18 protein-coding genes are annotated in these 24,723 nt (G+C 74.0%); 8 read left to right on the top strand and 10 right to left on the bottom strand.

Annotation, left to right across the window (positions count from 1 at the left end; genetic code table 11):
* The first annotated feature begins 21 nt into the window (after window positions 1-21).
* Together ACH4TG_RS24035 and ACH4TG_RS24030 are read left to right on the top strand one after the other, a co-directional pair.
* A complete protein-coding gene (locus ACH4TG_RS24035; protein WP_398244517.1) occupies window positions 22-855 on the top strand; it encodes a glucose 1-dehydrogenase in 834 nt (277 codons plus the stop codon).
* A gap of 265 nt (window positions 856-1,120) precedes the next feature.
* Window positions 1,121-1,795: an SGNH/GDSL hydrolase family protein gene (locus ACH4TG_RS24030; RefSeq protein ID WP_398244516.1), complete on the top strand. Its 675-nt coding sequence runs from the start codon at window positions 1,121-1,123 to the stop codon at window positions 1,793-1,795.
* A gap of 86 nt (window positions 1,796-1,881) precedes the next feature.
* Here the strand turns inward: ACH4TG_RS24030 and ACH4TG_RS24025 are convergent, their stop codons facing one another.
* The 3 genes from ACH4TG_RS24025 to ACH4TG_RS24015 all read right to left on the bottom strand — a co-directional run bounded on the left by ACH4TG_RS24025 (window position 1,882) and on the right by ACH4TG_RS24015 (window position 7,501).
* Window positions 1,882-4,047, bottom strand: coding sequence for a hypothetical protein (locus ACH4TG_RS24025; protein WP_398244515.1), 2,166 nt, complete (start codon window positions 4,045-4,047; stop codon window positions 1,882-1,884).
* Between the two features lie 152 nt (window positions 4,048-4,199).
* Window positions 4,200-6,722: a beta-glucosidase gene (locus ACH4TG_RS24020; RefSeq protein ID WP_398244514.1), complete on the bottom strand. Its 2,523-nt coding sequence runs from the start codon at window positions 6,720-6,722 to the stop codon at window positions 4,200-4,202.
* 119 nt (window positions 6,723-6,841) lie between these two features.
* Window positions 6,842-7,501 (bottom strand): class I SAM-dependent methyltransferase, encoded by a 660-nt coding sequence (locus ACH4TG_RS24015; RefSeq protein WP_398244513.1) that lies wholly within the window; start codon window positions 7,499-7,501, stop codon window positions 6,842-6,844.
* A gap of 106 nt (window positions 7,502-7,607) precedes the next feature.
* Here ACH4TG_RS24015 and ACH4TG_RS24010 point away from each other — a divergent pair, with 106 nt between their 5' ends.
* Together ACH4TG_RS24010 and ACH4TG_RS24005 are read left to right on the top strand one after the other, a co-directional pair.
* A complete protein-coding gene (locus tag ACH4TG_RS24010) occupies window positions 7,608-8,798 on the top strand; it encodes a permease (protein WP_398244512.1) in 1,191 nt (396 codons plus the stop codon).
* 98 nt (window positions 8,799-8,896) lie between these two features.
* Window positions 8,897-9,214 (top strand): hypothetical protein, encoded by a 318-nt coding sequence (locus ACH4TG_RS24005; protein WP_398244511.1) that lies wholly within the window; start codon window positions 8,897-8,899, stop codon window positions 9,212-9,214.
* Window positions 9,215-9,301: 87 nt separating this feature from the next.
* Here ACH4TG_RS24005 and ACH4TG_RS24000 read toward each other — a convergent pair whose 3' ends face one another.
* Together ACH4TG_RS24000 and ACH4TG_RS23995 are read right to left on the bottom strand one after the other, a co-directional pair.
* Window positions 9,302-10,474, bottom strand: a complete 1,173-nt coding sequence (locus ACH4TG_RS24000; RefSeq protein ID WP_398244510.1) for an epoxide hydrolase family protein — start codon at window positions 10,472-10,474, stop codon at window positions 9,302-9,304.
* Window positions 10,475-10,657: 183 nt separating this feature from the next.
* Window positions 10,658-12,064, bottom strand: a complete 1,407-nt coding sequence (locus ACH4TG_RS23995; protein WP_398244509.1) for an MFS transporter — start codon at window positions 12,062-12,064, stop codon at window positions 10,658-10,660.
* 55 nt (window positions 12,065-12,119) lie between these two features.
* On the opposite strand from ACH4TG_RS23995, the gene ACH4TG_RS23990 reads away from it, so the two are divergent.
* From ACH4TG_RS23990 to ACH4TG_RS23975, 4 genes are all read left to right on the top strand, one after another.
* Window positions 12,120-13,109, top strand: coding sequence for an ArsR/SmtB family transcription factor (locus tag ACH4TG_RS23990; protein ID WP_398244508.1), 990 nt, complete (start codon window positions 12,120-12,122; stop codon window positions 13,107-13,109).
* 175 nt (window positions 13,110-13,284) lie between these two features.
* Window positions 13,285-14,340: a carbohydrate kinase gene (locus ACH4TG_RS23985; RefSeq protein ID WP_398244507.1), complete on the top strand. Its 1,056-nt coding sequence runs from the start codon at window positions 13,285-13,287 to the stop codon at window positions 14,338-14,340.
* 98 nt (window positions 14,341-14,438) lie between these two features.
* Entirely contained in the window at window positions 14,439-16,298 is a 1,860-nt protein-coding gene (locus ACH4TG_RS23980) for an APC family permease (protein ID WP_398244506.1), read from the top strand.
* A 144-nt stretch (window positions 16,299-16,442) separates the two neighbouring features.
* On the top strand, window positions 16,443-17,006 hold the full coding sequence (locus ACH4TG_RS23975) for a hypothetical protein (protein ID WP_398244505.1): 564 nt from the start codon (window positions 16,443-16,445) through the stop codon (window positions 17,004-17,006).
* Window positions 17,007-17,115: 109 nt separating this feature from the next.
* Here ACH4TG_RS23975 and ACH4TG_RS23970 read toward each other — a convergent pair whose 3' ends face one another.
* From ACH4TG_RS23970 to kdpF, 5 genes are all read right to left on the bottom strand, one after another.
* Window positions 17,116-19,596, bottom strand: a complete 2,481-nt coding sequence (locus ACH4TG_RS23970) for an ATP-binding protein (RefSeq protein WP_398244533.1) — start codon at window positions 19,594-19,596, stop codon at window positions 17,116-17,118.
* A gap of 238 nt (window positions 19,597-19,834) precedes the next feature.
* The gene (gene kdpC, locus ACH4TG_RS23965; protein ID WP_398244504.1) at window positions 19,835-20,452 is read right to left on the bottom strand and encodes a potassium-transporting ATPase subunit KdpC; all 618 of its coding nucleotides are present in this window, start codon (window positions 20,450-20,452) and stop codon (window positions 19,835-19,837) included.
* A 21-nt stretch (window positions 20,453-20,473) separates the two neighbouring features.
* Window positions 20,474-22,612 (bottom strand): potassium-transporting ATPase subunit KdpB, encoded by a 2,139-nt coding sequence (gene kdpB, locus ACH4TG_RS23960; RefSeq protein WP_398244503.1) that lies wholly within the window; start codon window positions 22,610-22,612, stop codon window positions 20,474-20,476.
* Complete coding sequence (gene kdpA / locus ACH4TG_RS23955; protein WP_398244502.1) at window positions 22,612-24,276, bottom strand: potassium-transporting ATPase subunit KdpA; 1,665 nt, start codon at window positions 24,274-24,276, stop codon at window positions 22,612-22,614. Before kdpA ends, kdpB begins: the two co-directional genes overlap by 1 nt.
* Window positions 24,276-24,365: a K(+)-transporting ATPase subunit F gene (gene kdpF / locus ACH4TG_RS23950; protein ID WP_069465793.1), complete on the bottom strand. Its 90-nt coding sequence runs from the start codon at window positions 24,363-24,365 to the stop codon at window positions 24,276-24,278. The genes kdpA and kdpF overlap by 1 nt, the downstream gene beginning before the upstream one ends.
* Between the last annotated feature and the right edge of the window lie 358 nt (window positions 24,366-24,723).

Raw genomic sequence — 24,723 nt, 5'->3', positions numbered from 1 at the left:
CCGGATTGGGAGAGGTAACGCATGGCTGAGGAACATGCCGGTCGCGTCGTGCTGGTGACCGGGGGATCGAGCGGCATCGGCCGCGCGGCCGCCGAGCTGCTGGCCGCCGGCGGCGCCGCGGTCGCGGTGAGCGGCGTGGACGCCGCGGGCACCCACGAGGCCGCAGAGGCGATCACCGCCGCGGGCGGCCGCGCGCTGCCGATCGTCGCCGACGTCGCGGACGGCGCCGCGGTGGCCGAGGCGGTGCGGCGCACCGTCGACGCGTTCGGCGGGCTGGACGTGCTGGTGACCTCGGCGGGCATCCAGCGGTACGGGACGGTCGCCGACACCGACGACAAGACGTGGGACGAGGTGTTCGCGATCAACGTCAAGGGGGTCTTCCTGGCCGCCCGGGCGGCGCTGCCGCACCTGCGGCGCAGCACCTCGGGCGGCGCGGTCGTCGTGGTGTCCTCGGTGCAGGCCCGGGCCACGCAGTCCAACGTGGCCGCCTACGCGGCCGCCAAGGGCGCGCTCAACGCGCTGGTGCGCTCGATGGCGGTCGACGAGGCGCCGTTCGGCGTCCGCGTCAACGCGGTCTGCCCCGGCTCCGTCGACACGCCGATGCTGCGCCGCTCCGCGGAGCTGTTCAGCGACGGCACCGACGCGTCCGTGCAGCGGATGCTCGACGACTGGGGGCGGTCCCACCCGCTCGGCCGGATCGGGACGCCCCGGGAGGTGGCCGAGGCGATCGCCTTCCTGGCCGGCACCCGCGCCGGCTTCCTCACCGGCGTCGACATCCCGGTCGACGGCGGGCTGCTGGCCACGCTCCCCGTCGCCCTGCCCACGGCCGCCCCCGAGCCGATCGCCGGGGCCTGACCACCGGCACCGACCGCCGCCCCCGACCACCGGCGCCGCCGGGGGGCCCCCCCCCCCGGGGGGGGGGCCGCGGGGGGGGGGGCCCCCCCCCCCCCCCCGGGGGGCCCCCGGGCCCCCCCCCCCCCGCCCCCGGGCCCCCCCCCCCCGGGCCCCCGGGCCCGCCCCCCCCCCCCCCCCCCCCCCCCCCGGCCCCCGCGGGGGGCCCCGCCCGGGGGGGGGGGGCCCCCCCGGCGGCTCGACCCCTCCCGACCCATGAGGAGCCACCTTGCCCACGCAAGCCCTGCCGCAGGCCGGCCGCCTGCTGTTCCACGGGGACAGCATCACCGCCGCCGGACGGCAGCCCGGCCAGGACGACGTCCTGGGCCGGGGCTACGTGCGGTTGATCGCCGACGCCCTGCGCACCACCCACCCCGACCTGCGCATCGCCAACCGGGCCGTCAGCGGCTTCCGGGTGCGGGACCTGCGCGCCCACTGGGCGGACGACGTCCTCGCGCAGGCGCCGGACGTCCTGTCGGTGATGGTCGGCGTCAACGACACCTGGCGCCGCTACGACTCCGGCGATCCCACCTCGGTCGCCGACTACGCGCGGGACTACCGGCACCTGCTGGAGACGGCTTCGGAGGCCGGCGCCCGCCTGGTGCTCATCGAGCCGTTCCTGGTGCCCGCGGGCGACGCGCAGTGGACCTGGCGCGAGGACCTCGACGGCCGGATCCACGCCGTGCGGCGCCTGGCGGAGGAGTACGACGCGCTGCTGCTGGCCGCGGACGGGCTGCTCAACCAGGCGGCGCGCACGGCCGGCGGCGCGGCGAAGGTGGCGTCCGACGGGGTGCACCCCGAGCCGTACGGCCACGCCGTGCTGGCCGGGGCCTGGCTGGACCTGGTGTCCCCGGACGCCCACGACCCGTCCGCGGCCGGCGGGCTGCGGGCAGCCGGGCGGTGAACCTTCCGGCCGTCGGCGCAGCCGAGTGAGCGGGGCGCGGGAGGTGGCGAACCCCTCCCGCGCCCCGCGGCCGCGCTCCTACCGGATCAGGGCTTCCAGCGGTACAGCAGCACCTTGTTCCACTGGTCGTCCTCGAGGTTGACGACGTACTCGCCGTTCGAGCGCTTGGTGGCGCTCATGCCGTAGGGGATGTCGACCCACCCGGTCTGGTCGACCCCGCCGACGTTGCTGCCGGGCTGCCAGGTGCCCACCGGCGACCCGTCCTTGGCCGCGAAGACCCACACCTGGCCGCGGGTGGCGATGCCGGACATGAAGATGTAGTCGCCGGCCCAGGCGAGACTGCCCGGGGTGACGACGGGGTCGACGGCGGTGTCCCAGGGGAGGTCGACCGTCCAGGTGGGGCTGGGACTGCCGGCGCTCCACTTGTCGTAGCGGGCCAGGACCTTGCCCGCCTCCTTCCAGTGCGCGTTGTCGAAGACCGCGTCCGCCGTGTAACCGGTCATATACATGACATCCGACGCCACGTCGTAGTGCAGCCGCCGCACCACGGTGAAGGGGGCCGGCAGCGCCACGGTCGTCATGCTGGCGTAGGTGTAGATCGGGTTCGCCTGCGCGTCGAAGCCCTGGAGGGGGAAGTAGCGGAAGTTGCGGTCGCCGCCCTCCCAGAGGTTGAGCTGGTCGTCGACGAACCAGACCCAGCAGTTGCTGGGCGCGTTGGCGCCGGTGCCGGGCTGGACGAACTCGCCCGCCTCGAACGCGCCGTTGCCGCTGACGTCGCGCCAGATCCACTCGCCCTGCGCCGGCTGGTTCGGGGGCCAGCCGGGATTGCCCGTCCACGGTTGCTTGAAGAGGGCGCCCGACGGCTTGGCGATCTCGCCCTCGAAGCGGTAGATCAGCAGGTCCCCGGCGTACATGCCGGTGATGAACATGTACAGGTGACCGTTCATGCGCCGCAGGAACGGCGTGGTCGCGTTGTGGTGGTGGTCGGTGAGGAAGAGCCGGCAGTCCTGCGGGTACTTCACCGAGTCCAGGGTGTGGCCCACCCAGGTGGCGTCCTGACCCGGCGCCTTGGCCGGGTCGATGCGGTAGTGGTTCTGGGTGGTGTAGACGTCCAGCCCGTCGCCGGCGGGGTCGGTGTCCGCGGTCACCACGAAGCCGGCGCCCTCGAGTTGCCACAGCAGCTTTCCGCTGGGGTCGAACTTGCGGATCCACACGCCGAACTCGTTGAGGGCGACGTAGAGATTGCCGGCGGAGTCGGTGCCCACCCCGGTGATCCCGAAGAGTTTCTGCGGGTCGGTGGCGTCCCCGGGGGTGCCGGCGCCGATTCCGCCGGCCTTGCCGAAGCTGCTCACGAGCCTGGGGGCGCCGGTGGTCAGGCCGCCGTACGTGTGCACCTGGCGCAGCGGGCCGTTGTCCCCGACCAGGAGGTTGCCGTTGCCGTCGATCGCCAGCGAGGTGGGGATCCACGCCGAGGAGGGGCCGGTGACCGTACCCGGCAGCGCGGAGCCGGTGCTGGAGAACCTCAGGACTCCGGCGGGCTTGGCGGTGTCGACCGCCCAGAAGTGGGCGTCGCCGCTGTCGCGGGTGATGTGGGAGACCACCCAGATGTCCCCGTTGGCGGCGAGCGCCACGGCGCCCGGCTGGTCCACCGTCCAACTGTGCTGCAGGGCCCCGGTCGTCGCGTCGAAGACCTTGACGAGGTTGTTCGTCGCGTCGGTGGCGACGACCTGGGTTGCGGAGGCGGCAGCGGCGGCCGGGGGGACGCCGACGTCGAAGGTGAGGGACGTGGCGGCGCCGGCCGCGGTGAAGCGGGTGAGGCCGTTGCCGACGGTGAGATAGGCGTACCCGCCGCCGAAGGCCACCGCGTCGCCGTTGGCGCCGCCGCAGTTGCCGATGACCTTGGCGTCCTTGTAGATCCCGGCGTACTGATGGGCCTCGTCCCAGAAGCTGACGGTGTACACGGCGCCGTCGGGGGAGACGGCGATGTCGAAGACGAAGTCCTGCACCCACTCGGTGGCACCGGAGAACGTGTTCCCGGTCCACGAGGTGGTGGCGTCGAGCGGGGTGGAGAGCGCGGCGGGCGAGAGCGAGGCGGGCGCGGCGGAGCCGGCGGCCGGCAGGGAGGCGCCGGCCGGCCGGACGGCTGCCGCGGCGGGTTGCCGGGAGGTCGCCGCCAGGCCGGCGGCGACGGCTGCCCCGCCGCTCAGGGTCAGGAGGCGGCGGCGGGTGATGGGGGGGATGGGGCGGTCCATGCAGAAGTGATCCTTTACGTTCGGTGTCCCGACGGGTCGTGGATCATGGATGACCGTTCACTTGACACGTGAACGTAGGGTCCCGCCGCCCGGTCGTCAATCCCTCCCGCACCAGTTGACCCGGACTCAGGCCGGCCCGCGTCCGGGACGGTTCAGGACAACGGCACGCTCGCGCGGACATCGCCGAGGCCGCGTGCGACGAGCAACTCGCCGTCCACCGCCGGTGCCCAGGCGCCGGCGGCCTCGTCCCAGTGCCGGAAGAGCCGGCGGTCGCAGGCGACGGTGACGCGGGCCGTACCCCCGGCCGGCACGTCCACGCCGGTGTAGCCGGCGAGGCGCACGGGCTGCGCGGGGTCCGCGGGCCGGAAGTACACCTGGACGGTCTCGCGCGAGCCGCGGGCCGAGGTGTTCGCCAACTCCACTTCGACCACGGGGGCGTTGGCGTCGGACCGCGGTACGAGCCGCGCCGCGCGGTACTCCCAGGTCCCGTAGCCGAGCCCGTGGCCGAACCAGAACAGCGGGGCCGGGGCACGGCCGGCATGGTGCCCGCGGTAGCCGATGGCCGTGCCGTCCGTGTACGTGAGGCCGAGATCGACGTCCGGGGTGACGTTCCAGCCGGGGGACGCCCCGTCGGCCGCCGGGTAGGTGGTGACGAGGCGGCCGGTGGGCTCGGACTCGCCGGTGAGTACGGCCGCGATCGCGTGGCCGCCCTCCTGCCCGGGGAGCCCCGCGACGAGCACCGCGTCGACATCGTCGATCCACGGCATGAGCACCGGCGTCGCGGCGTTGACGACGACGACGGTCCGGACGGCCGCCGCGGCGACGCGCCGCACGAGCTCGTCCTGGCGGCCCGGCAGGGCGAGCGTGGTCTTGTCCGCGGCCTCGGTCTCGGACTCCTCGGTGAGACCGACGACCACGACCGCCGTGCCCGCGGCCCGGGCGGCGGCCTCCGCTTCGGCGAGCGCGTCGTCGTCGGTGCGCAGTGCGGGCTCGGCGACGAGCGCCGCGTACGCCGACGCACCGGTGTCGAGCAGGTGGCTCTCCTCCGCGAGCTTGAGAGCCGGGTTGCCGGTGAGGACGTCCCGCCAGTCGACCGGATCGAGCGCGAGCCGCGCGGTCAGGGTGTCGCCGGAGGCGAGGTCGAGCGTCCGCGTGAAGGACGGCGGGCGGAGGATGGCCTCGGCGGGGTCGACGCCGGAGACGGTCAGCTCCGCGGTGCCGACCGGCCCTGCGGTGGTGGAGAGGGTCCACCGGCCGGCGCCGATGGCGCCCACGCGGACCGGCCCGGAGCAGGGCCCGAGCACGGCGGTGAGGACGGCCGCGGCGGGCGGCTCGCCGGGCCCGTCGTCCCAGCCGACGGTGGTGGCCGCTGCCGGCTCGTGGCGGCTGCCCAACTCCCTCCCGTCGGCGGCGAAAAGGGTGACGCGCATGCCCGGCCTGCCCGTGACCGGGTCCGTGACGAAACCGGGGTTCGCGGGTTCCGGGCGGTTGCGTACGGCGACGCCGTCGACCACGGTCAGGTCGCCGTCGAGGCGCTCCCCGAGCCCTTCGGCGACGGCGACCTCGTACGGAGGGCTGACCCGGGCGGAGCCGCCACCCATGGTCTGCGTGGCCACCGCGTGCCGGCCGATGAGCGCGACCGTGCCCCCGCCCGTGAGGGGCAGCACGTCGCGGATGTTCCGGGCGAGCACCATGCCGCGGGTCGCGATGCGGCGCAACTGCTCCTTGCGCCGGGCCGAGTCCGGGGCGGGCATGCCCGCGAGGAACGGACGGGGGCCGGTTCCGTCGCGGTCGAGCCCGCCGGTGCGGTCGGCCAGCAGGAGCAGGCGGGCGACGTGCCCGTCGACCGTTTCCTCGGTGACGTCGCCGCGGCGCACCGCCGCGACCAGCCGCCCGCCCCACGGGCCCGCCGGGCCCGGCATGACGAGGTCGATGCCGCCGTTCGCCGACTCCACGGTGCGCTTGGTGGCGAACCAGTCGCTCATGACGAGCCCGTCCCAGCCCCACTCGCCCTTGACGATCTCGTTCTGCACGTGGTCCTGCTCGGTGGCGGGCACGCCGTTGACGTCGTTGTAGCCCGCCATCATCGACCAGGCGCCGGCCTCCTCGACCGCCATCTCGAACGGCAGCAGGTACACCTCGCGCAGGGCCGCCTCGGAGACGCGGGAGTCCATGAAGTTGCGCAGGGTCTCGGACTCGTTGGCCACGAGGTGCTTGAGGCACGCGGCCGTGCCGCCGCCCTGCACCCCGCGCACATAGGCCGCCGCGGTCCGGCCGGTGAGGTACGGGTCCTCGGAGTACATCTCGAAGAGGCGGCCGCCGAGCGGGCTGCGGTGAAGGTTGACCGTGGGGCCGAGGACGACATGGATCCGCTGCCGGTGGGCCTCCTCCGAGAGCAGGGCGCCCACCTCCTCGGCGATGGACTCGTCCCAGGATCCGGCGATGAGCGTCGCGTTGGGAACGAGCGCGACGGCTTCCCCGCCCAGGAACTTCAGCCCCCGCACGCCCGTGGGGCCGTCGGAGAACGCGAGCGGGGCGAGGCCGACGGTCTCGTTCCCCGGCAGGGTGAACGCGGTCTCGCCGGTGAGGAGGTGCACCTTCTCCTCGAGCGTCAGGCGGGCGATGAGGGCGGCGTAGCCGTGGAGGGCGGTGGGTTCCGCCGTGGGCTGGGTCATGTGAGTGGTCACTTCGCGTTCGTGGTCGGGCCGAGGGAGGTTCGGCGCGGTCGGACGGTCGGCGGTCCGGACCCTATGGATACTTGCATACAAGATCCTGGCCTGCGAGGGGCCGGCCGTCAACGGGTCTGCGTGACCCGCCACAGGCGGCGCGGCAGGTCGCCCTCCTCGAAGGCGTGCACCTCGTCCAGGTGCCAGCCGCCGGCGAGCGCCTCCACCAGTTCGCGGGAGAAGAAGTGCACCGCGAAACCGCCGTGTTCGTAGATGTCGTCGCCGTGTGCGGTGCCGGATCCGTGGTGGGCGTCGCCGGTGTGCCGGACGGTGTAGACGAAGGTCCCGCCGGGCCGCAGCACGCGCCGGACCTCCGCGACGGCCGCGTGGATCTGCGCGGTGGACAGCGCCATGCACAGCAGCATGTGCGCGAAGACCCCGTCGACGGACGCGTCCGGCAGCGGGAGCGGGGTGCGGACGTCGTGCTCGATCGCGGTCACCCGGTCGGCGACGCCCTGCTCCCGTGCGGCGGCCCGCAGCTGCTCCAGGCCGGTGGCGGAGAAGTCGGTGGCCCGCACGGTGAAGCCCTCGCGCGCGAAGAACACGGTGTCGCGGCCGTGCCCCGCGCCGAGCTCCAGCACGGTGCCGCGGCCGCCCGCGGCGAACACCGCGGCGGCGTGCACCGCCGGGGCCGACGGCCGCCCGCCGTACATCCCCGGGTGCTCGCGGTACGTCTGCTGCCAGTGCGCCCGCTGGATCGCCGCGAGGTCCGGATCCGTGCTGCCCATGCCGACCGGTTCCTTTCTCGGCTCCTGGTGGATGCTACCCGATTTATACCCCCTAGGGGTATAAGGTCGCCGTGTGGTGCGCCGCCGCGCGGCGGAAGGGAGCGGGATGCACGCCATCACTCATGCGCTGTCCATCACCGGGTCGATGACCTGGGAGATCGCCTGGGCGCTGATCCTGGGCTTCGCGCTGTCCGCGGTGGTCCAGGCGGTGGTCCGCAGGGCCGCGGTCGTGCGGGCGCTGGGCGACGACCGGCCGCGTACCCTCATGCTCGCCTCGGCGTTCGGCATCGCCTCCTCGTCGTGCTCCTACGCCGCGGTCGCGCTGGCCCGCTCGCTGTTCCGCAAGGGTGCCGACTTCACCGCGGCCATGGCCTTCGAGATCGCGTCGACCAACCTGGTGGTCGAACTCGGAGTGATCCTCGCCCTGTTGATGGGGTGGCAGTTCACCGTCGCCGAATTCGTCGGCGGGCCGATCATGATCGTGCTGCTCGCGGTGCTGTTCCGGCTGCTGCTGCGGGAGCGGCTGCTGCGGGAGGCGCGCGGGCAGGCCGACCGGGGACTGGCCGGCTCGATGGAGGGCCACGCGGCGATGGACATGTCGGTGCCCGGGCAGGGCTCCTTCGCCCGCCGGCTGCTCTCCGGCGCGGGCTTCACCTCGGTCTCCCACGTGTTCGTCATGGAATGGGCGGCGATCCTGCGGGACCTGGTGGCCGGCCTGCTGATCGCCGGCGCCATCGCGGCCTGGGTGCCGGACACGTTCTGGCAGCACTTCTTCTTCGCCGGGCACCCGCTCGCCGCGAAGTTCTGGGGACCGCTGGTCGGGCCGCTGGTCGCCATCGCCTCGTTCGTGTGCTCCATCGGCAACGTCCCGCTGGCCGTGGTGCTGTGGAAGGGCGGCATCAGCTTCGGCGGCGTGGTCGCCTTCATCTTCGCCGACCTGCTGATCCTGCCGATCCTGAACATCTACCGGAAGTACTACGGCGGCCGGATGGCGCTGTTCCTGCTCGGGACCTTCTACGCGGCGATGGTCGTCGCCGGCTACGCGGTGGAGCTCCTCTTCGGCGGCCTCGGCCTCGTCCCCGACCAGGCCGACGCCACGCTGCCCACCGAAGGCGTCCGGTGGAACTACACCACCGTGCTGAACATCGTCTTCCTGCTGCTGGCCGCGGCCCTGGTGGTCCGCTTCCTGGCCACCGGCGGGCTCTCCATGCTCCGGATGATGGGCGGTTCGCCCGGCGCGGGCGACGACCGGGGCGCGGTCGCGGGTGAGGGCCACGAGGGACACCACCACTCTTGACGGGTGTGCGACACTGTGAATTGAAGACGACAGTGTGTATCGCAAAACTGGGAACGCTCGTCAAGGCGTTGCCCGCGACGCTCGGAGGAGGCACCGCCATGACGCTCAGCCTGACCTGCCGGAGCTGCCGGCAGGACATCACCGGCGAGGACGAGGACGCGCTGGTGGCCGCCGTCCAGGCCCACCACGTGTCCGCGCACGGCTCGGACCACGACAGCGGCGACGGCCCGGACCTCGGACCTGATCACGGCCCGGCGCAAGGGGCCGGCCACGGCTCCAGGCACCAGGGCCGGCACCGCTCCGGTGACGGCCCCGGCACCCCCACCCGCGACCAGGTCCTGGCGCGCCTGCACCTGCGGCAGCGCCGCGAGGCGGCCGGCCGCGGACCGGCGGAGGGAGCGGAGCCGGGGGAGTAGCCGGGAGTTCGCGGTGCGCGTGGCCGGCCCGGCGCCGGGCCGGCGGCGGTAGGCCGCCCTCGGCCAACTCCCGCCGCCCTGGCGCCGTCAGCCCGCGGCCGCCCTGAACGGCCGGAAGAACGCGCGGAGTTCCTCCGCGTACAGCTCGGGCTCCTCGAACGCGGCGAAGTGGCCGCCGCGTTCGGGCTCGGTCACCCGTACGGCGTTCGCCGTCCGCTCCATCCACGCCCGCGGCGGGCGGACCAGGTCGGCCGGGAAGATCGCGAACCCCGACGGCACCTCCACGCGGCGGGTCAACTGGGCCGGCGGGATGGCCCCGTTGGCCCGGTACATGCGCATCGACGAGCCGATGGTCCCGGTGAACCAGTAGAGCGAGACCAGCGTGAGGATCTCGTCCTTGGTGTAGCTCCGCTCGACGTCCCCGCCGCAGTCGCTCCACGCGCGCAGCTTCTCGACGATCCATGCGGCCAGCCCGGCCGGTGAGTCGGTGAGCCCCACCGCGGCGGTCTGCGGCTTGGTGCGGTGCATCGCCGCGTAGCCGCCCTCGGTCGCGCCCCACGCCGCGGCGCCGTCGAACCACGCCCGCTCCTCGGGCGCCAGCTCGGACCGGTCGCCGTCGAAGAACGGCACGCCCGCGTCGGTGCGGTGGACGGCCACCACCCGGTCGGGATGGTCCAGCGCGAGGTAGCGGCTCACATGGCTGCCGATGTCGCCGCCCGCCGCGCCGAACCTCCGGTACCCCAGGACGTCCATCAGCTGCGCCCACAGCCCCGCCACCGCGATGGAGTTCAGCGGCGCCCCCGCCGGACGGTCGGAGTAGCCGTAGCCCGGCATGTCGGGCACCACCACGTCGAAGGCGTCCGCGGGGTCGCCCCCGTGCGCGCCGGGGTCGGTGAGCAGCGGGACGACCTTGACGTAGCGCCAGAAGTTGTCCGGCCAGCCGTGGCTGAGCACCAGCGGCAGCGCGGTCCCGGCCGGCGCCGCGGCCCGCACGTGCACGTAGTGGATCCCGAGCCCGCCGAGCGGGACGCGGAAGTGCGGGAGCCCGGCGAGCGCGGCCTCCTGCGCCGTCCAGTCGAACCCGTCCGCCCAGTACGCGACGAGCTCGCGCAGGTAGTCGACGTCGGTGCCCATCTCCCATCCCGCGTCCTCCGGCACGTCCGGCCAGCGGGTGGCCCGCAGCCGTGCGCGCAGGTCGTCGACGGCCTCGGGCGGCGTATGCGGGGTGAACGGCTCGGGGTGGGGTGGTGCGTCCGTCATGCCCCGCATCGTACGTGCCGTCCCCGGCGGTTCCGCGGCACCCACGGGCGCGCGGTGTCGCACGGGGCCCGGGACGGGGGTGACCCCGGGTCCCGTGCGGGTCGCGTTCCGCCCGGCCAGGGCGGTGCCGTGACCGGCCGGCCCACCGTCCTCCCCGCCCGGGGCAGCGCTCGCCGCGCGGGCTCAGTGCCTGCGCTCGGCCCACCGGACCGCGGGCACCATCGCCGCGCCGCCGAGCGCGAACAGCACGGCGGGCACCGCCCACCCGATCGGGCCGTGCCCGATGGCCGTCGCGGTGACCACCGCGGGACCCGCCATCAGGCCCGCGGACGCACCGGCGTTGAACACGCCCTGGTATGCGCCGGTCGCGCGCGGATCGGCCAGGTCGTAGCTGAGCAGCCAGCCGCCGGCCTGCGACAGCACCTCCCCGGCCGTCTCCAGCGCGACCGCCGCCAGCAGCACCACCGCCGCGGCGCCCGCGGGCAGTCCGTGGCCGGCCGCGATGACCAGGCAGGAGACCGCCAGCAGCAGCCCGGACAGGCGCAGCGCCCGCGCGGCGGACCGCTGGTCCCGGGTCGCGCGGGTCGCGCGCACCTGGAAGGCCACCACCAGCACGGTGTTGAGGAGCATCGAGGCGGAGACGACGGCCCGCGGAGCATGGGTGTCGCGCACCACCCAGAGCGGGATGCCGACGGTCAGGACCGCGAACTGCAGGGACAGCAGGGCGTTGAGCCCGGTGACCGCGAGATAGGGCAGGTCCGTGAGCGGGTTGCGGCGGCCGGCCCGTGCGCCGCCCGGCGCCTCTGCCGGTTCCCCGACTCCGGTGCCGGCGCCCCGAGTTGCCGCCCCCTCCGTCCCCGCCTCGTCACCGGACACCGCCGCTTCGCGCGGTTCCGCACCCGTACCGCGGGCCGCCACCGGGATCCGCGGCAGCATCGCAGCCACCGCGGCGAAGGTGGCCGCGTCGGCGACGATCACCGCGACGTACGCGCCCCGGGTGTCGGCCTGCAGCGCGAACGCCGCGCAGGCCGCGCCCGCGCCGATTCCGATGTTGGTCACGGCGCGCAGATAGGCCCGGCCCCGCACCCGCGTCTCCTTGGGCAGGGCGTCGGCGTACAGGGCGTTGCGCGCCGCGGCGGCGCCCCGGTCCACCGCGGTCTCGGCGCACACCACGAGCAGGAACACCGCGAAGCTGTGCACCAGGACGTAGCAGGCCATGCCCGCGGCCTCGGCGACGTTCAGCACGATCAGCACCCGCCGGCTGCCCCAGCGGTCGGCGGCCCGGCCCGCCGGGATGCTCGCCACGACCCCGCAGAGTCCGGCGGCGGTCAGGCCCACGCCGACCTGCCCCACGCCCAGTCCCGCGACGCGGGTGAAGTACAGCGCGCTGACCGTCATGAACAGCCCGTCGCCCAGGGTGTTGACGAGCACCACCCACGACAGCCGCCGGACCACCGGGTCCGCGTGGAGGAGCCGCCGGAACCGGCCGGAGCCGCCGGCGGCCGGCGGGGTGCCGGGGGGCGCGGCAGCCGCTGCGGACGCTGCAGCCTGGGACGACGAGGCGGGTGACGCGGAGGACGGTGAGGCCATGGTCCGATGACAGCGGCTTCCCGCGCCCCCGGGAACTGATTTAGCCTGGCGCTCAATGATCCGCTTCCACCTGGCACTTGCCGACCTCGCCTCGACCTCCTTCGCTTGCTCGGCGCTGCAGGAGGCCACGTTGAGCCTGCGCATGTGGGACCACCCCGGCTCCTACGTCGAGCAGACGCCCTGGTTCCGGCGGATGCGCCCGGACTTCGAGGCGCTGCGGGGCCGCGAGCTGCTGCGGTCCCTGGTCGCGTCCAACCGGTTCACCCCCGACTTCCTCACACCCCGGCCCACCACCACCTGGCCGGACGTCGAGGACGAACTGGCGGCGCTGCGAGCCACCCCGCCCGACCTCGTCCTGCCCGATCTGGAACGGGCGTTCCTGCCGCACGACCGCGTCCTGCCCGCCCTGCTCAGGGAGGGCCGTGACGACCCGGAGGCGCTGCTCGACCGGATCGCGGAGGCGCTGGCCGAGTACTGGGAGCGGTGCCTGGCGCCCGCCTGGTGGCCGCGGGCCCGGTCGGTGCTGCAGGCGGACCTGGTGTACCGGGCGCGGATGCTCGCCGAGGGCGGCGCGGACGCGCTGTTCGCCGATCTCGCGCACCGCCTGCGCTGGGCCGACGGGACGCTGACCATCCAGTGGGACCAGCCGCTGGCCCTGGCCCGCGACCACGTCGACGTGGACGGGCGGGGCCTGGTGCTGGTGCCCACCTGCTTCGCCCGCGGCGCGAGCACGTTCATCGACCCCGGCGCCACGCCGGTCATCACCTATCCGGCGCGCGGCCGCGCCACGATGGCGGAGAACCTGCGGCCGCCGCCCGCCGCGCCGGCGCTGGCGCGGCTGCTGGGCGGGCCCCGGGCGCGGCTGCTCCTGCTGCTCGACGAGCCCGCGTCCACGACGGAGCTGGCCCGCCGGCTCGACGTCACGCCCGGCGCGGTCAGCCAGCACCTGCGGGTGCTGTCCGACGCCCGCCTGGTGAACCGGGCCCGGCACGGCCGCGTCGTCCTCTACGCCCGCAGCGCGCTCGGCGACGAGCTGTGCGCGTGACGGCGCAAGGGGCACCTGCGGCGCGGGCCCCGGGCCGGTGACGCCCTCCCGTCCCGGCCGGCGCGCGGCCGGCGCCGGGCCGCCGGGTACCGTGACCTGGGCCCGCGCGGGCCGTCCGGCGGCCCCGCCGCCCGGCCGGCGCGAGCACCCCCCACGGAAGCGAAAGGCAGGCGCCATGACCACCACCGGGCGGATCACCGTCGTCGGCGAGAGCCTGGTCGACCTGGTGTGGCGGACCGGCGCCGGCACCGTGACCCCGCATCCCGGCGGCAGCCCGGCCAACGTGGCCATCGGCCTCCGGCGGCTCGGCGTGCCCGTCTCGCTGATCACCGCCTGGGGCGACGACGCGCCCGGCGCCCTGGTGGCGGAGTACCTCGCGGGCACCGGGCTCGACGTGCTGCGGGCGCCTGCCGGCTCCGGGCGCACCATGGTCGCGCTGGCCTACGTGGACGACGCGACGGGCTCGGCGCGCTACGACTTCCTCGCCTCCTGGGACCCCCGGCTCCTGGAGGTTCCCGAGGACACCGCGCTGCTGCACACCGGGTCGCTGGCCGCGGTGGTCGAGCCGGGTGCCGGGCGGGTGCTCGACGCCTGCCGCCGGCTGCACGGGCGGCCGGGGACCGCGGTCGCCGTCGACCTCAACGTCCGGCCCGCCGTGCAGCCCGACCGCGACGCCTACCGCGCGGCCGCCGAGCGGTTCGCCGGGGCCGCCGACGTGGTCAAGGCCAGCGAGGAGGACCTGGCGTGGCTGTACCCGGGGCAGGACCCCGCCCGGTCCGCCCGGTCGCTGCTCGCGCTCGGGCCCCGGCTGGCGGTGCTCACCCGCGGCGAGCGGGGCGCCACCGGCTTCACGGCCGGTGCGCAGGTGCCGGTGCCGGCCCCGCCCACGGCGGTCGCCGACACCATCGGCGCGGGCGACGCCTTCCAGTCCGCGCTGCTGGCCGCGGTGTTCGCCCCGGGCCCCGGCGGCGTCCGGACGGTACGGATCCCGGCCGCGCCCCAGGAGGTGGCGCAGGCGCTGCGGCAGGCCGTGGCGGCCGGCGCGCTGGCCACCACCCGCCCCGGAGCCCAGCCCCCGCACCTGCGGGAACTGCGCGACGCCCTGGCCGGGGACGGCGCCGAGCGGGGCAACGGGTCCGGCACAGGGGCCGGCACCGAAGGCGCGGCCGCCGGCACCGGGACGCACGCCAGCGGGCAGGGCGGCGCGCAAGGCGGCGTCAAGGAGGCGTGAAGGCGGCGCCACGCCGCGCAAGGACCGCGTATGGGCCCGCTGACGGGACGTCGGCGGGAGCGCACGCTGAGGTGCCCGACCCACCTCAGGAGACACCGATGCCCGCTTCGACGACCACGCAGGACACCGGCCGGGAGCCGGCGGAACCCCCGCATACCGGCCCGGAGGGTCCCGCCGGGGACCGCCACCGGCTGTCCGCCCTGCAGGGCGTCGCCGCGCTGTCGCTGGACGCGCTCGCGTCGGTGGCCTACGGGCCGGAGGCGATCGTCCTGGTGCTGGCGGCGGCCGGCGCGCACGGCCTGGGCTTCACCCTGCCGGTGACACTGAGCATCGCCGCGCTGCTGGCCTTCCTGGTCGCCTCGTACCGGCAGGTGATCGAGGCGTTCCCCGACGGCGGCGGCTCGTACGCCGTCGCCAAACGGCATCTGGGCCGCCGCACCAGCCTGGTGACGGCGGCCTCGCTGATCCTGGACTACGTGCTGAACGTGGCCGTCTCGGTGACGGCCGGCGTCGCGGCGCTCACCTCGGCGTTCCCCGCCCTGTACGGCGACCGGGTGTGGCTGTGCCTGGGGGTGCTCGCACTGGTCACCGGCGTGAACCTGCGCGGCATCGTCGACTCCGCGAAGGCGTTCGTGGTGCCGACCGCGGTGTTCGTGGTGTCGATCCTGGCGATCGTCGCGGTGGGGCTGTTCCGCGACGCCCCGGTCAGCACCGCCGCCGCACACGGCCACGCCACCGCCCTGGCGTCCAACGCCAGCACCGTCGGCGCGCTGCTCCTGCTCAAGGCGTTCGCCTCCGGCTGCTCCGCGCTGACCGGCGTGGAGGCGGTGGCCAACGCGGTGCCGTCGTTCCGCGCGCCCGCCGTGCGCCGCGCCCAGCACACCGAGCTGGCGCTGGGCGGGCTGCTCGGCGTGATGCTCATCGGCCTGGCCGTGCTGATCGGCCGCTTCCACCTGCAGCCCGTGGCAGGAACCACCGTGCTCGCCCAGCTCGCGGACGCCTCCCTCGGCCACAACTGGGCTTTCTACGTCGTCCAGTTCGCCACGATGGTGCTGCTGGGGCTGGCCGCGAACACCTCCTTCGGCGGCCTGCCGGTCCTGATGGGCCTGCTCGCCCGCGACAACTACCTGCCGCACCTGTTCGCGCTGAAGGCCGACCGCCAGGTGCACCGCTACGGCGTGCTGGCGCTGGCCGCCGTCTCCGCCCTGCTGCTCGCCGCCTCCGGCGGCGACACCAACACCCTGGTCCCGCTCTTCGCGATCGGCGTGTTCATCGGCTTCACCCTCTGCCAGGTCGGCATGGTGCGGCACTGGCGGCAGGCCCGGGTCGCGCACTGGCGGCGCAAGGCGCTGCTGAACGGGTTCGGCGCGCTGCTCACCGGTGTCGCCGCGGTCGTGGTGACCGCCACCAAGTTCACCGCGGGCGCCTGGCTGATCGTGCTGTCGGTGCCGGCGCTGGTCGCCTGCTTCGAGGCGGTGCACCGCAGCTACGGCCGGATGGGCGCCGCCCTGGACCTCGGCAGGGTACCGGCGGCGCCGCACCGGGACCGCTCGCTGGTCGTGGTGCCCGTCGCGTCCCTGTCCCGGCTGACCAGCGAGGCGCTGACCGCGGCGGTGTCCCTCGGCGACGAGGTGCACGCGGTCACCGTGACGCACCCGGAGGACCGGGAGCGCACCGAGGCGCTGCACCGCGACTGGGCGCTGTGGTCCCCGGGCGTCGACCTCGTCGAACTGCCGTCGGACCACCGCGATCTCGGCCGCCCGCTGGCCGGCTACGTGCGGTCGCTGGCCGCCGCGCACCCCGGTACCCGGATCACCGTGCTGATAGCGGAGATCGAGCCGTGCCACGCCTGGCAGCGGCTGCTGCAGAACCAGCGCGGCGCGGTCGTCGCCCACGCGGTGCGGCGCGACACCGACGCGGTGATCTGCCGGCTGCGGTTCCGGCTCAGGGCGCTCTGAGCGGCGCTCGTCCTGCGCTCGGCCGGTGCACTTGGCCGGTGCTCGGCCGGTGCACGTCAAGAAGGCGTCAGAGAGGGGGGACCCGGCATCAGCGCACCGTAAGAGCCGGGTCCGCGCGCGGGTGGCGCTCCTAGCGTCGGAGACATGGGAAGGCGACACGGCCAGCCACCCCTCGTCGCGGGCGGCCGGTCCTTCGGACCCGGGACGGTGCGCGGCACCGCCCGCGCCCGCGGCCTGCGCGGTGACCGCCGCTGGGCGATCGGATGCGCCTGCGCGGCCTTCGTCCTGGCCCAGCCCGCCGCGTGGGACAGCGGTGAACCCGGCCTGGCGCAGACCGCGTTCACCTGCGGCATCGCGCTGGTCGTCCTCGCCGTGCTGTGGCCGGCCCAGGTGGCCGCGGGGGAGGGCTGGCTGGTCGTGCGCGGGCCGCTGCGCACCCGCCGGGTGCGGACCGACGCGCTGGCCGGCATCTGGCTGGTCGGCGACCTCGCGAGCAGCCTGGTGCTGCGCGACATCCACGGCGGCCGGGCCGAGGTCGACGCCGAGGCCGTCGTCGCCGACCCCCTGCTGTGGCACCTGCTGGAGAGCGGGGTGCACCGCTCGCAGGAGCGCGGCACCCTGCGTACCGGCGCCCGGGTGCTGACCGGGCTCGGCCGGCGTGTGGACGGCGAGGCCCGCGCGATCCTGCGGGCCTCCGGACTCGACTGACCGTCCCGAGAGCGCCGCCGCCGGCCGCGGGCAGCCGCCCGGCCGGGGCGGGCCCCGTCCCACTCCGGGCCGGCCCCGGCACCCCGCCGCCGCGGCCCCGAACCGCCGCTCAGACGTCCTGGGCGTCCAGCCGGCCGGGCCCTTCCCCGACCGGCTCGTGCGGCACCGGCGACCCGCCGGCCGCGGGGAGGGAGACCACCATCGTCAGGCCGCCGCCGGGTGTCTCCTCGGGGGTCAGGGTGCCGCCCATGGCCTCGGTGAGCCCGCGGGACAGGGCCAGGCCCAGCCCGAGCCCGGTGGTGTTGTCGGTGTCGCCCATGCGCTGGAACGGCTCGAAGATCCGGTCGTGGTCCTCCGGTCGCAGCCCCGGCCCCTGGTCGATGACACGCAGCTCGACGCGCTCGCCGAGCGCGCTCCCGCTGACCAGGACCTTGCCGCCCGGCGGGGTGTGCCGGACCGCGTTCGCCACCAGGTTGGCGATCACCCGCTCCAGCAGCGGCGGGTCGGCCAGGATGTCCGCGGTCTCCGCGATGCTCCGGGTGACCACCGGCGTCCTCGTCGCCGGCAGCGTGTCGAGGGCCATGGGCAGCACTTCGGCCAGCGCGGTCGGCTGCAGGTTGAGGGTGAGCGCGCCGGCCTGCAGCCTGCTCATGTCGAGCAGGTTGTCCACCAGCCGGTTCAGCCGGACCAGCGACTCCTCGGCGGTGGCGAGCAGTTCGTCGCGGTCCTCGTCGGAGAAGCGCACCTCGCGGCTGCGCAGGCTGCTGATCGCCGCCCAGCCGCTGGCGATCGGGGTGCGCAGGTCGTGGCTGACCGCGGCCAGCAGCGCGGTGCGCATCCGGTCGGCCGCCTTGACCGGCTCCACCTCGGCCGCGGCCTCGGCGAGCCGGGCCCGCTCCAGCGCGGCGGCCACATGGCCGGCGAAGGCGACGAACACCCGGCGCTCGGAGGCGGCCAGCCGGCGTCCGCGCAGCACCAGGACGTCGTCGGGGCCGACCGGCGCGGTGACCAGGTCGGCCTTCTGCCCGCCGCCGGCCGCGGCCAGTTCCGCGTCGACGTCCGTGCGGTGCGCCAGCTCCGCCGACTCCATGCCGAACGCCTCGCGGGTGCGCTGCAGCAGCATGTCGACGCCCTGCTCGCCGCGCAGGATGCTGCCGGCCATGGACGACAGCGTCTCGGCCTCCGCGGTCGCGTTGGCCGCCCGCCGCGAGAGCCGCAGCGAGTGGTCGACGATCGTCGCCACGGTCACCGCGGCCACCGCGAAGACCACGAGGGCCAGGGCGTTGTTGGTCTCGCCGATCGTGAACCGGTGGATCGGCGGGATGAAGAACCAGTTCAGCAGCAGGGACGCGGTGATCGACGCCAGCAGCGCGGAGACCACGCCGCCGATGCACGCCACGCCCATCACGGCGAGCAGGAACAGCAGGGCGTCGGTGGTCAGGTTCAGGGTGCCGCGGGTGTGGCTGAGGAGCACCGTGAGCACGATCGGCAGCACCAGGCCGGTGACCGGGCCGGCCACCCTCCGCACCCGCGACAGGCTGCTGGTCGTGGTGGGCAGCAGCCGGCCGCGGCCGGCGCGCTCGTGGGTGACCATGTGGACGTCGATGTCGCCGGACATCTCCACGGTGGTCTCGCCGACGCCCCGCCCGGTGACGAAGTGCGAGAGCCGGCCGCGCCGGCTGGTGCCCATGACCAGCTGGGTGGCGCTCTCGGCGCGCGCGAAGTCCAGCAGCGCGGAGGGCACGTGGTCGCCGACGACGGAGTGGAAGGTGCCGCCCAGCGACTCCACCAGCGCCCGCTGCTTGGCCAGCGCCGCGGGCGACGCCTCGGCCAGCCCGTCGCTGCGGGCGATGTGCACCGCGAGCAGGTCGCCGCCGGCGGACCGGTCGGCGATCCGCGCGGCGCGGCGGATCAGCGTGGCGCCCTCCGGCCCCCCGGTGAGCGCCACCACCACCCGCTCCCGGGTCTCCCACACCCCTCCTATGCCGTGCTCCGACCGGTACTTCTGCAGCGCCTCGTCGACCCGGCCGGCCACCCACAGCAGCGCCAGCTCGCGCAGCGCGGTGAGGTTGCCGACCCGGAAGTAGTGGGACAGCGCCGCGTCGACCTTCTCCGGTGCGTAGACGTTGCCGTGCGCCATCCGGCGGCGCAGCGCGTCGGCCGGCATGTCGACCAGCTCGATCTGGTGGGCCCTGCGGACCACCTCGTCGGGCACCGTCTCGCGCTGCGGCACCCCGGTGATCTTGTGGACGACGTCGTTGAGCGACTCCAGGTGCTGGATGTTGACCGTGGTGATGACGTCGATCCCCGCGGCCAGCAACGCGTCGATGTCCTCCCAGCGTTTGGCGTGCCGCCCGCCCGGCACGTTGGTGTGCGGCAGCTCGTCGACCAGGGCCACCTGCGGGGCCCGCGCCAGGACGGCGTCGAGGTCCATCTCGGTGAGTGCCGTGCCCCGGTACTCGCGCACCGTGCGGGGGAGTATCTCCAGGCCGTCGAGCATCTCCTCGGTGTGCGGCCGCCGGTGGCACTCGACGAACGCCACGACCACGTCGGTGCCGCGGGCGGCGCGGCGCCTGCCCTCGTCGAGCATCCGGTACGTCTTGCCGACGCCGGGCGCCGCACCGAGGAACACCTTCAGCCTGCCGGGCCGTGCGTACGACGGCTGGTCCGGGTCGGAGACGGCGGTGGATGCCACCGGGCTCCCTCCTTGCGTGAGTTGACCTGACGCGCCGCCGCCCGGCCACCGCGGGCGCCGGGGCCGTGGTGGCCCGGACGCTCCGCGGTGACCGGGGGCGGTCGTGCTCATGTGCTGCGGTCGACGGTCGGTGCTACCTGGTCCTGGCCAGGTCCAGGTTGAGGTTGACGACGTTGACGTAGTCCTGACCGAGGAATCCGACGGCCCGGCTGTGGGTGTTGTCGGCCACCAGCCTGCTCACGGTGGCCGGGTCGAGCCCGCGGGCCCTGGCGACCCGGTCGACCTGCTCGTCGGCGTAGGCCTTCGAGATGTCCGGGTCGAGGCCGGAGCCGGAGGCGGTGACGGCGTCCACGGGTACGTCCCGGGGGTTGACGCCGTCGAACGCGGCGACCGCGGCCCTGCGTTCCTTGATCGTCTTGACCAGGTCGGCGTTGTTCGGGCCGAGGTTGGAGGCACCGGAGGCCAGCGGGTCGTAGCCGCCCGCGGACGGCCGCGGCTGGAACCACTTCGGGTCGGGCTTTCCGGTGTCCTTGCCGTTCTTCATCAGGTCGAAGTTCTGGCCGATGAGGCTGGAGCCGACGACGTGGCCGTTCTGGTGCACGAGCGAGCCGTTGGCCTGGTGGCTGAACGCGGCCTGCGCGATCCCGGTGACGACCAGCGGATAGGCGATGCCGGTGATCACGGTGAGCACCAGCAGCATCCGCAGGGCGGCCAGGTGGTTGCGCACCGCGGCGGGAAGGGAACTGGGCATGATGGCTGCCTTCTTCCCCGGTCAGCGCAGACCGGGGATGAACTGGATGATCAGGTCGATGAGCTTGATGCCGGCGAACGGCAGCACCAGGCCGCCCAGGCCGAAGACCCAGATGTTCCGGCTCAGCAGCTGGGAGGCCGTCGAGGGCCGGTAGCGCACACCGCGCAGGGCGAGCGGGATCAGGGCCACGATGATCAGGGCGTTGAAGATGATCGCCGAGGCGATCGCCGACGTCGGGCTGTGCAGGCCCATGACGTTGAGCTTGTCCAGGCCCGGGTAGACCGTGGTGAACATCGCGGGGATGATCGCGAAGTACTTCGCCACGTCGTTGGCGATCGAGAAGGTGGTCAGCGCGCCGCGGGTGATCAGCAACTGCTTGCCGATCTCCACGATCTCGATGAGCTTGGTCGGGTTGGAGTCCAGGTCCACCATGTTCCCGGCCTCCTTGGCGGCCGAGGTGCCGGTGTTCATGGCCACGCCGACGTCCGCCTGCGCGAGCGCGGGGGCGTCGTTGGTGCCGTCGCCGGTCATCGCGACGAGCTTGCCGCCCTCCTGCTCCTTCTTGATCAGCGCCATCTTGTCCTCGGGCGTGGCCTCGGCGAGGAAGTCGTCCACGCCGGCCTCGTCCGCGATCGCCTTGGCGGTCAGCGGGTTGTCGCCGGTGATCATCACGGTCTTGATGCCCATCCGGCGCAGCTCGTCGAACCGCTCGCGCATCCCGGCCTTGACCACGTCCTTGAGGTTGATGACGCCCAGGACCGTGGCGGTGCTCTCGCCGCCGCGGGTGACCACCTCACCGACGACCAGGGGCGTGCCGCCGCTGGCCGCGATGGAGTCGACCATCGGGCCGACTTCCTCGGTCGGGTGTCCGCCGCTGTCGCGGATCCAGTGCATGACCGCGGTCGCGGCGCCCTTGCGCAGCGACCGCCGGCCGCCGTCCTCGACGATGTCCACCCCGGACATCCGGGTCTGCGCGGTGAACGGTACGAACTCCGCGTGCGGCAGCTCGCCCTCGGCGCGGCCCCGCAGGCCGTACCGCTCCTTGGCCAGTACGACGATGGACCGGCCCTCGGGCGTCTCGTCGGACAGCGACGACAGCTGCGCGGCGTCCGCGAGTTCCGCCACGCCGACGTCCCCGACCGGCAGGAACTCGGCGGCCTCCCGGTTGCCGAGCGTGATGGTGCCGGTCTTGTCCAGCAGCAGGGTGTTCACGTCGCCCGCCGCCTCGACCGCGCGGCCCGACATGGCCAGCACGTTGCGCTGCACCAGCCGGTCCATGCCGGCGATGCCGATGGCCGACAGCAGCGCGCCGATGGTCGTCGGGATCAGGGCGACCACCAGGGCCACCAGGACCACGATCGTCTGCTCGGCGCCCGCGAAGACCGCGAACGGCTGCAGGGTGACCACGGCCAGCAGGAAGACGATGGTGAGCGAGGCGAGCAGGATGTTCAGCGCGATCTCGTTCGGCGTCTTCTGCCGGGCCGCGCCCTCCACGAGGGCGATCATCCGGTCGATGAAGGTCTCGCCCGGCTTGGACGTGATCCTGACGACGATCCGGTCCGACAGGACCTTGGTCCCGCCGGTGACCGCGGACCGGTCGCCGCCGGACTCGCGGATGACGGGCGCGGACTCGCCGGTGATCGCCGACTCGTCCACGGACGCGACGCCTTCGACGACGTCGCCGTCACCGGGGATGATCTGCCCGGCCTCCACCACCACGTGGTCGCCCAGCGACAGCGAGGCCGCCGGCACCTCCTCCTCGCGCGGGGCGGCGGCGCCGGGCTTCCACTCGGCCAGCCGGCGCGCGACGGTGTCGGTCTTGGTCTTGCGCAGCGTCTCCGCCTGCGCCTTGCCGCGGCCCTCCGCGACGGCCTCCGCCAGGTTGGCGAAGACCACGGTCAGCCACAGCCAGACGGTGATCACCCAGGCGAAGACGCTGGGGTCCTTGATCGCGGACAGCGTGGTGAGCACCGCGCCGACCTCGACCACGAACATGACCGGGTTGCGGACCATGACGCGCGGGTCGAGCTTGCGCGCCGCGTCCGGCAGTGCGACGAGCAGCTGCTTGGGATCCAGCAGGCCGCCGGTGACGCGGTGCCCGGACGGGCCGTGCTTTCCCCCGGCGGGCACCGGGGGTTCGAGGGTGGTCGGGGACGACATCAGTGCAGACCTTCCGCGAGCGGACCCAGCGCGAGGGCGGGGAAGTAGGTGAGGCCCACGACGATCAGGATCACGCCGCTGAGCAGGCCGACGAACTGCGGCCGGTGGGTGGGCAGGGTGCCGGTGGTGACCGGGACCGGCTGCTGTCGGGCGAGCGATCCGGCCAGCGCCAGGACGAAGATCATGGGCAGGAAGCGGCCGAAGAGCATGGCCAGGCCCAGCGCGGTGTTCCACCAGTTCGACGTCACGGTCAGGCCGGCGAACGCCGAACCGTTGTTGTTGGCCGCGGAGGTGAACGCGTACAGCACCTCGGAGAAGCCGTGCGGGCCGGAGTTGAGCATGTTCGCGCGCTCGCCCCTGAGGGACATGGCCGTGCCGGCGCCGATCAGGACGACCGCGGGGGTGGTGAGGATGTACAGGGAGGCGAACTTCATCTCCCGGCCGCCGAGCTTCTTGCCCAGGTACTCCGGGGTGCGGCCGACCATCAGACCGGCCACGAAGACCGTGATGACCGCGAGGACGAGGATGCCGTAGAGGCCGGACCCGGTACCGCCGGGGGCGATCTCGCCGAGCATCATGTTGAAGATCGTCAACCCGCCGCCGCCCGGCGTGTACGAGTCGTGGAAGGAGTCGACCGCGCCGGTGGAGGTGAGCGTGGTGGACGTCGCGAACAGCGCGGACGCCCAGATCCCGAACCGCTGTTCCTTGCCCTCCAACATCCCGCCGGCCGCGTGGCCCGCGGTGCTGCTGACGCTGTGCAGCTCGTTGACGGTGATCAGGGTCACCGAGGCCACCCAGATCAGGGCCATCACCGAGATGATGGCGTAGCCCTGGCGCTTGTCGCCGACCATGGTGCCGAAGGTGCGCGGCAGCGAGGTGGCGATGACCAGCAGCAGGTAGATCTCCAGCCAGTTGGTGAACGCGTTGGGGTTCTCGAACGGGTGGGCGGAGTTGGCGTTGTAGAAGCCGCCGCCGTTGGTGCCGAGTTCCTTGATGACCTCCTGCGAGGCCACCGGGCCGCCGGTGAGCGACTGCTTGTCGCCGACGATGGTGGAGATCTCGTGCACCCCGTGCAGGTTCTGCACCGCGCCGGCCGCGACGAGGACGATCGCGAAGACGAAGGCGATGGGCAGCAGCACGCGGACGGTGACGCGGGTCAGGTCGACCCAGAAGTTGCCGATCCGGTCGGTGCGTTTGCGGGTGAAGCCGCGGATCAGGGCGGCGACCACCGCGATGCCCACGGCCGCGGACACGAAGTTCTGCACCGCCAGGCCCGCCATCTGCACCAGGTGGCCCATGGTCGTCTCACCCGAGTACGACTGCCAGTTGGTGTTGGTCACGAAGGACGCGGCGGTGTTGAAGGCCGTTCCCGGAGGGACCGCCTTCATCCCGATCGCCAGCAGCAGATGGCTCTGCAGCCGCTGGAAGGCGTACAGGAAGACCACGGAGACCGCGGAGAACGCCAGCACGCTGCGCAGGTAGACCGGCCAGCGCTGGTCCACGTCGGCGTTGACGCCGCCGAGCCGGTAGAGGAAGCGCTCGGCGCGCAGGTGCTTGGGCGTGGTGAGGACGTGGGCGATGTAGTCGCCCAGGGGCCGGTACGACAGGGCCAGCGCGCCGATCAGCGCGAGGGCCTGGAGCCAGCCGGCGAGGGTGTCGTTCACTAGAACTTCTCCGGGAAGATCAGGGCCAGCACGAGGTAGCCGAGCAGGCCGCAGGCCACGACGAGGCCGACGATGTTCTCCGCGCTCACAGCTTCTCGACCCCCTTGACGATGAGGGCGAGGACGGCGAAGACCGCCACGGTGATGGCGATGAAGGCTAGATCTGACATGTTCGGGGCACCCCGGAGGTCGTTGTGCGGTAGCGGGAGACAAACGCACCGGTTGTCGGTGCTCCGCTAGCAAACCCCTGCCCAGAGCCTTCGCCTTGCCGCGTTAGCGGACCCCTGACGCCACCGGACGGGCTATTGACGCTGCCTTGACGGCGCAATCGGCCTCACGGCGTACGTCGTCAGGTGGAAGGCGGGTGGGCGCGTCGACCGGTGCCCGCAGGGCGCGTCAAGGACCCGTCAATGTGTTGTCGGGCCATGCCAGGAACGCGTTAACGCGG

The sequence above is a fragment of the Streptomyces sp. NPDC020917 genome (assembly GCF_044333795.1).
In the GTDB taxonomy this organism is placed as follows: domain Bacteria; phylum Actinomycetota; class Actinomycetes; order Streptomycetales; family Streptomycetaceae; genus Actinacidiphila.
This window is presented reverse-complemented; position numbering and strand designations above follow the sequence as displayed.

Excerpts from the sequence above, each read along its gene's own strand:
- ACH4TG_RS24035 (WP_398244517.1), top strand. The coding sequence starts at position 22 with ATGGCTGAGGAACATGCCGGTCGCGTCGTGCTGGTGACCGGGGGATCG.
- ACH4TG_RS24025 (WP_398244515.1), bottom strand. The coding sequence starts at position 4,047 with ATGGACCGCCCCATCCCCCCCATCACCCGCCGCCGCCTCCTGACCCTG.
- ACH4TG_RS24020 (WP_398244514.1), bottom strand. The coding sequence starts at position 6,722 with ATGACCCAGCCCACGGCGGAACCCACCGCCCTCCACGGCTACGCCGCC.
- ACH4TG_RS24015 (WP_398244513.1), bottom strand. The coding sequence starts at position 7,501 with ATGGGCAGCACGGATCCGGACCTCGCGGCGATCCAGCGGGCGCACTGG.
- ACH4TG_RS24010 (WP_398244512.1), top strand. The coding sequence starts at position 7,608 with ATGCACGCCATCACTCATGCGCTGTCCATCACCGGGTCGATGACCTGG.
- ACH4TG_RS24005 (WP_398244511.1), top strand. The coding sequence starts at position 8,897 with ATGACGCTCAGCCTGACCTGCCGGAGCTGCCGGCAGGACATCACCGGC.
- ACH4TG_RS24000 (WP_398244510.1), bottom strand. The coding sequence starts at position 10,474 with ATGACGGACGCACCACCCCACCCCGAGCCGTTCACCCCGCATACGCCG.
- ACH4TG_RS23995 (WP_398244509.1), bottom strand. The coding sequence starts at position 12,064 with ATGGCCTCACCGTCCTCCGCGTCACCCGCCTCGTCGTCCCAGGCTGCA.
- ACH4TG_RS23990 (WP_398244508.1), top strand. The coding sequence starts at position 12,120 with ATGATCCGCTTCCACCTGGCACTTGCCGACCTCGCCTCGACCTCCTTC.
- ACH4TG_RS23985 (WP_398244507.1), top strand. The coding sequence starts at position 13,285 with ATGACCACCACCGGGCGGATCACCGTCGTCGGCGAGAGCCTGGTCGAC.
- ACH4TG_RS23980 (WP_398244506.1), top strand. The coding sequence starts at position 14,439 with ATGCCCGCTTCGACGACCACGCAGGACACCGGCCGGGAGCCGGCGGAA.
- ACH4TG_RS23975 (WP_398244505.1), top strand. The coding sequence starts at position 16,443 with ATGGGAAGGCGACACGGCCAGCCACCCCTCGTCGCGGGCGGCCGGTCC.
- ACH4TG_RS23970 (WP_398244533.1), bottom strand. The coding sequence starts at position 19,596 with ATGCTCGACGAGGGCAGGCGCCGCGCCGCCCGCGGCACCGACGTGGTC.
- kdpC (WP_398244504.1), bottom strand. The coding sequence starts at position 20,452 with ATGCCCAGTTCCCTTCCCGCCGCGGTGCGCAACCACCTGGCCGCCCTG.
- kdpB (WP_398244503.1), bottom strand. The coding sequence starts at position 22,612 with ATGTCGTCCCCGACCACCCTCGAACCCCCGGTGCCCGCCGGGGGAAAG.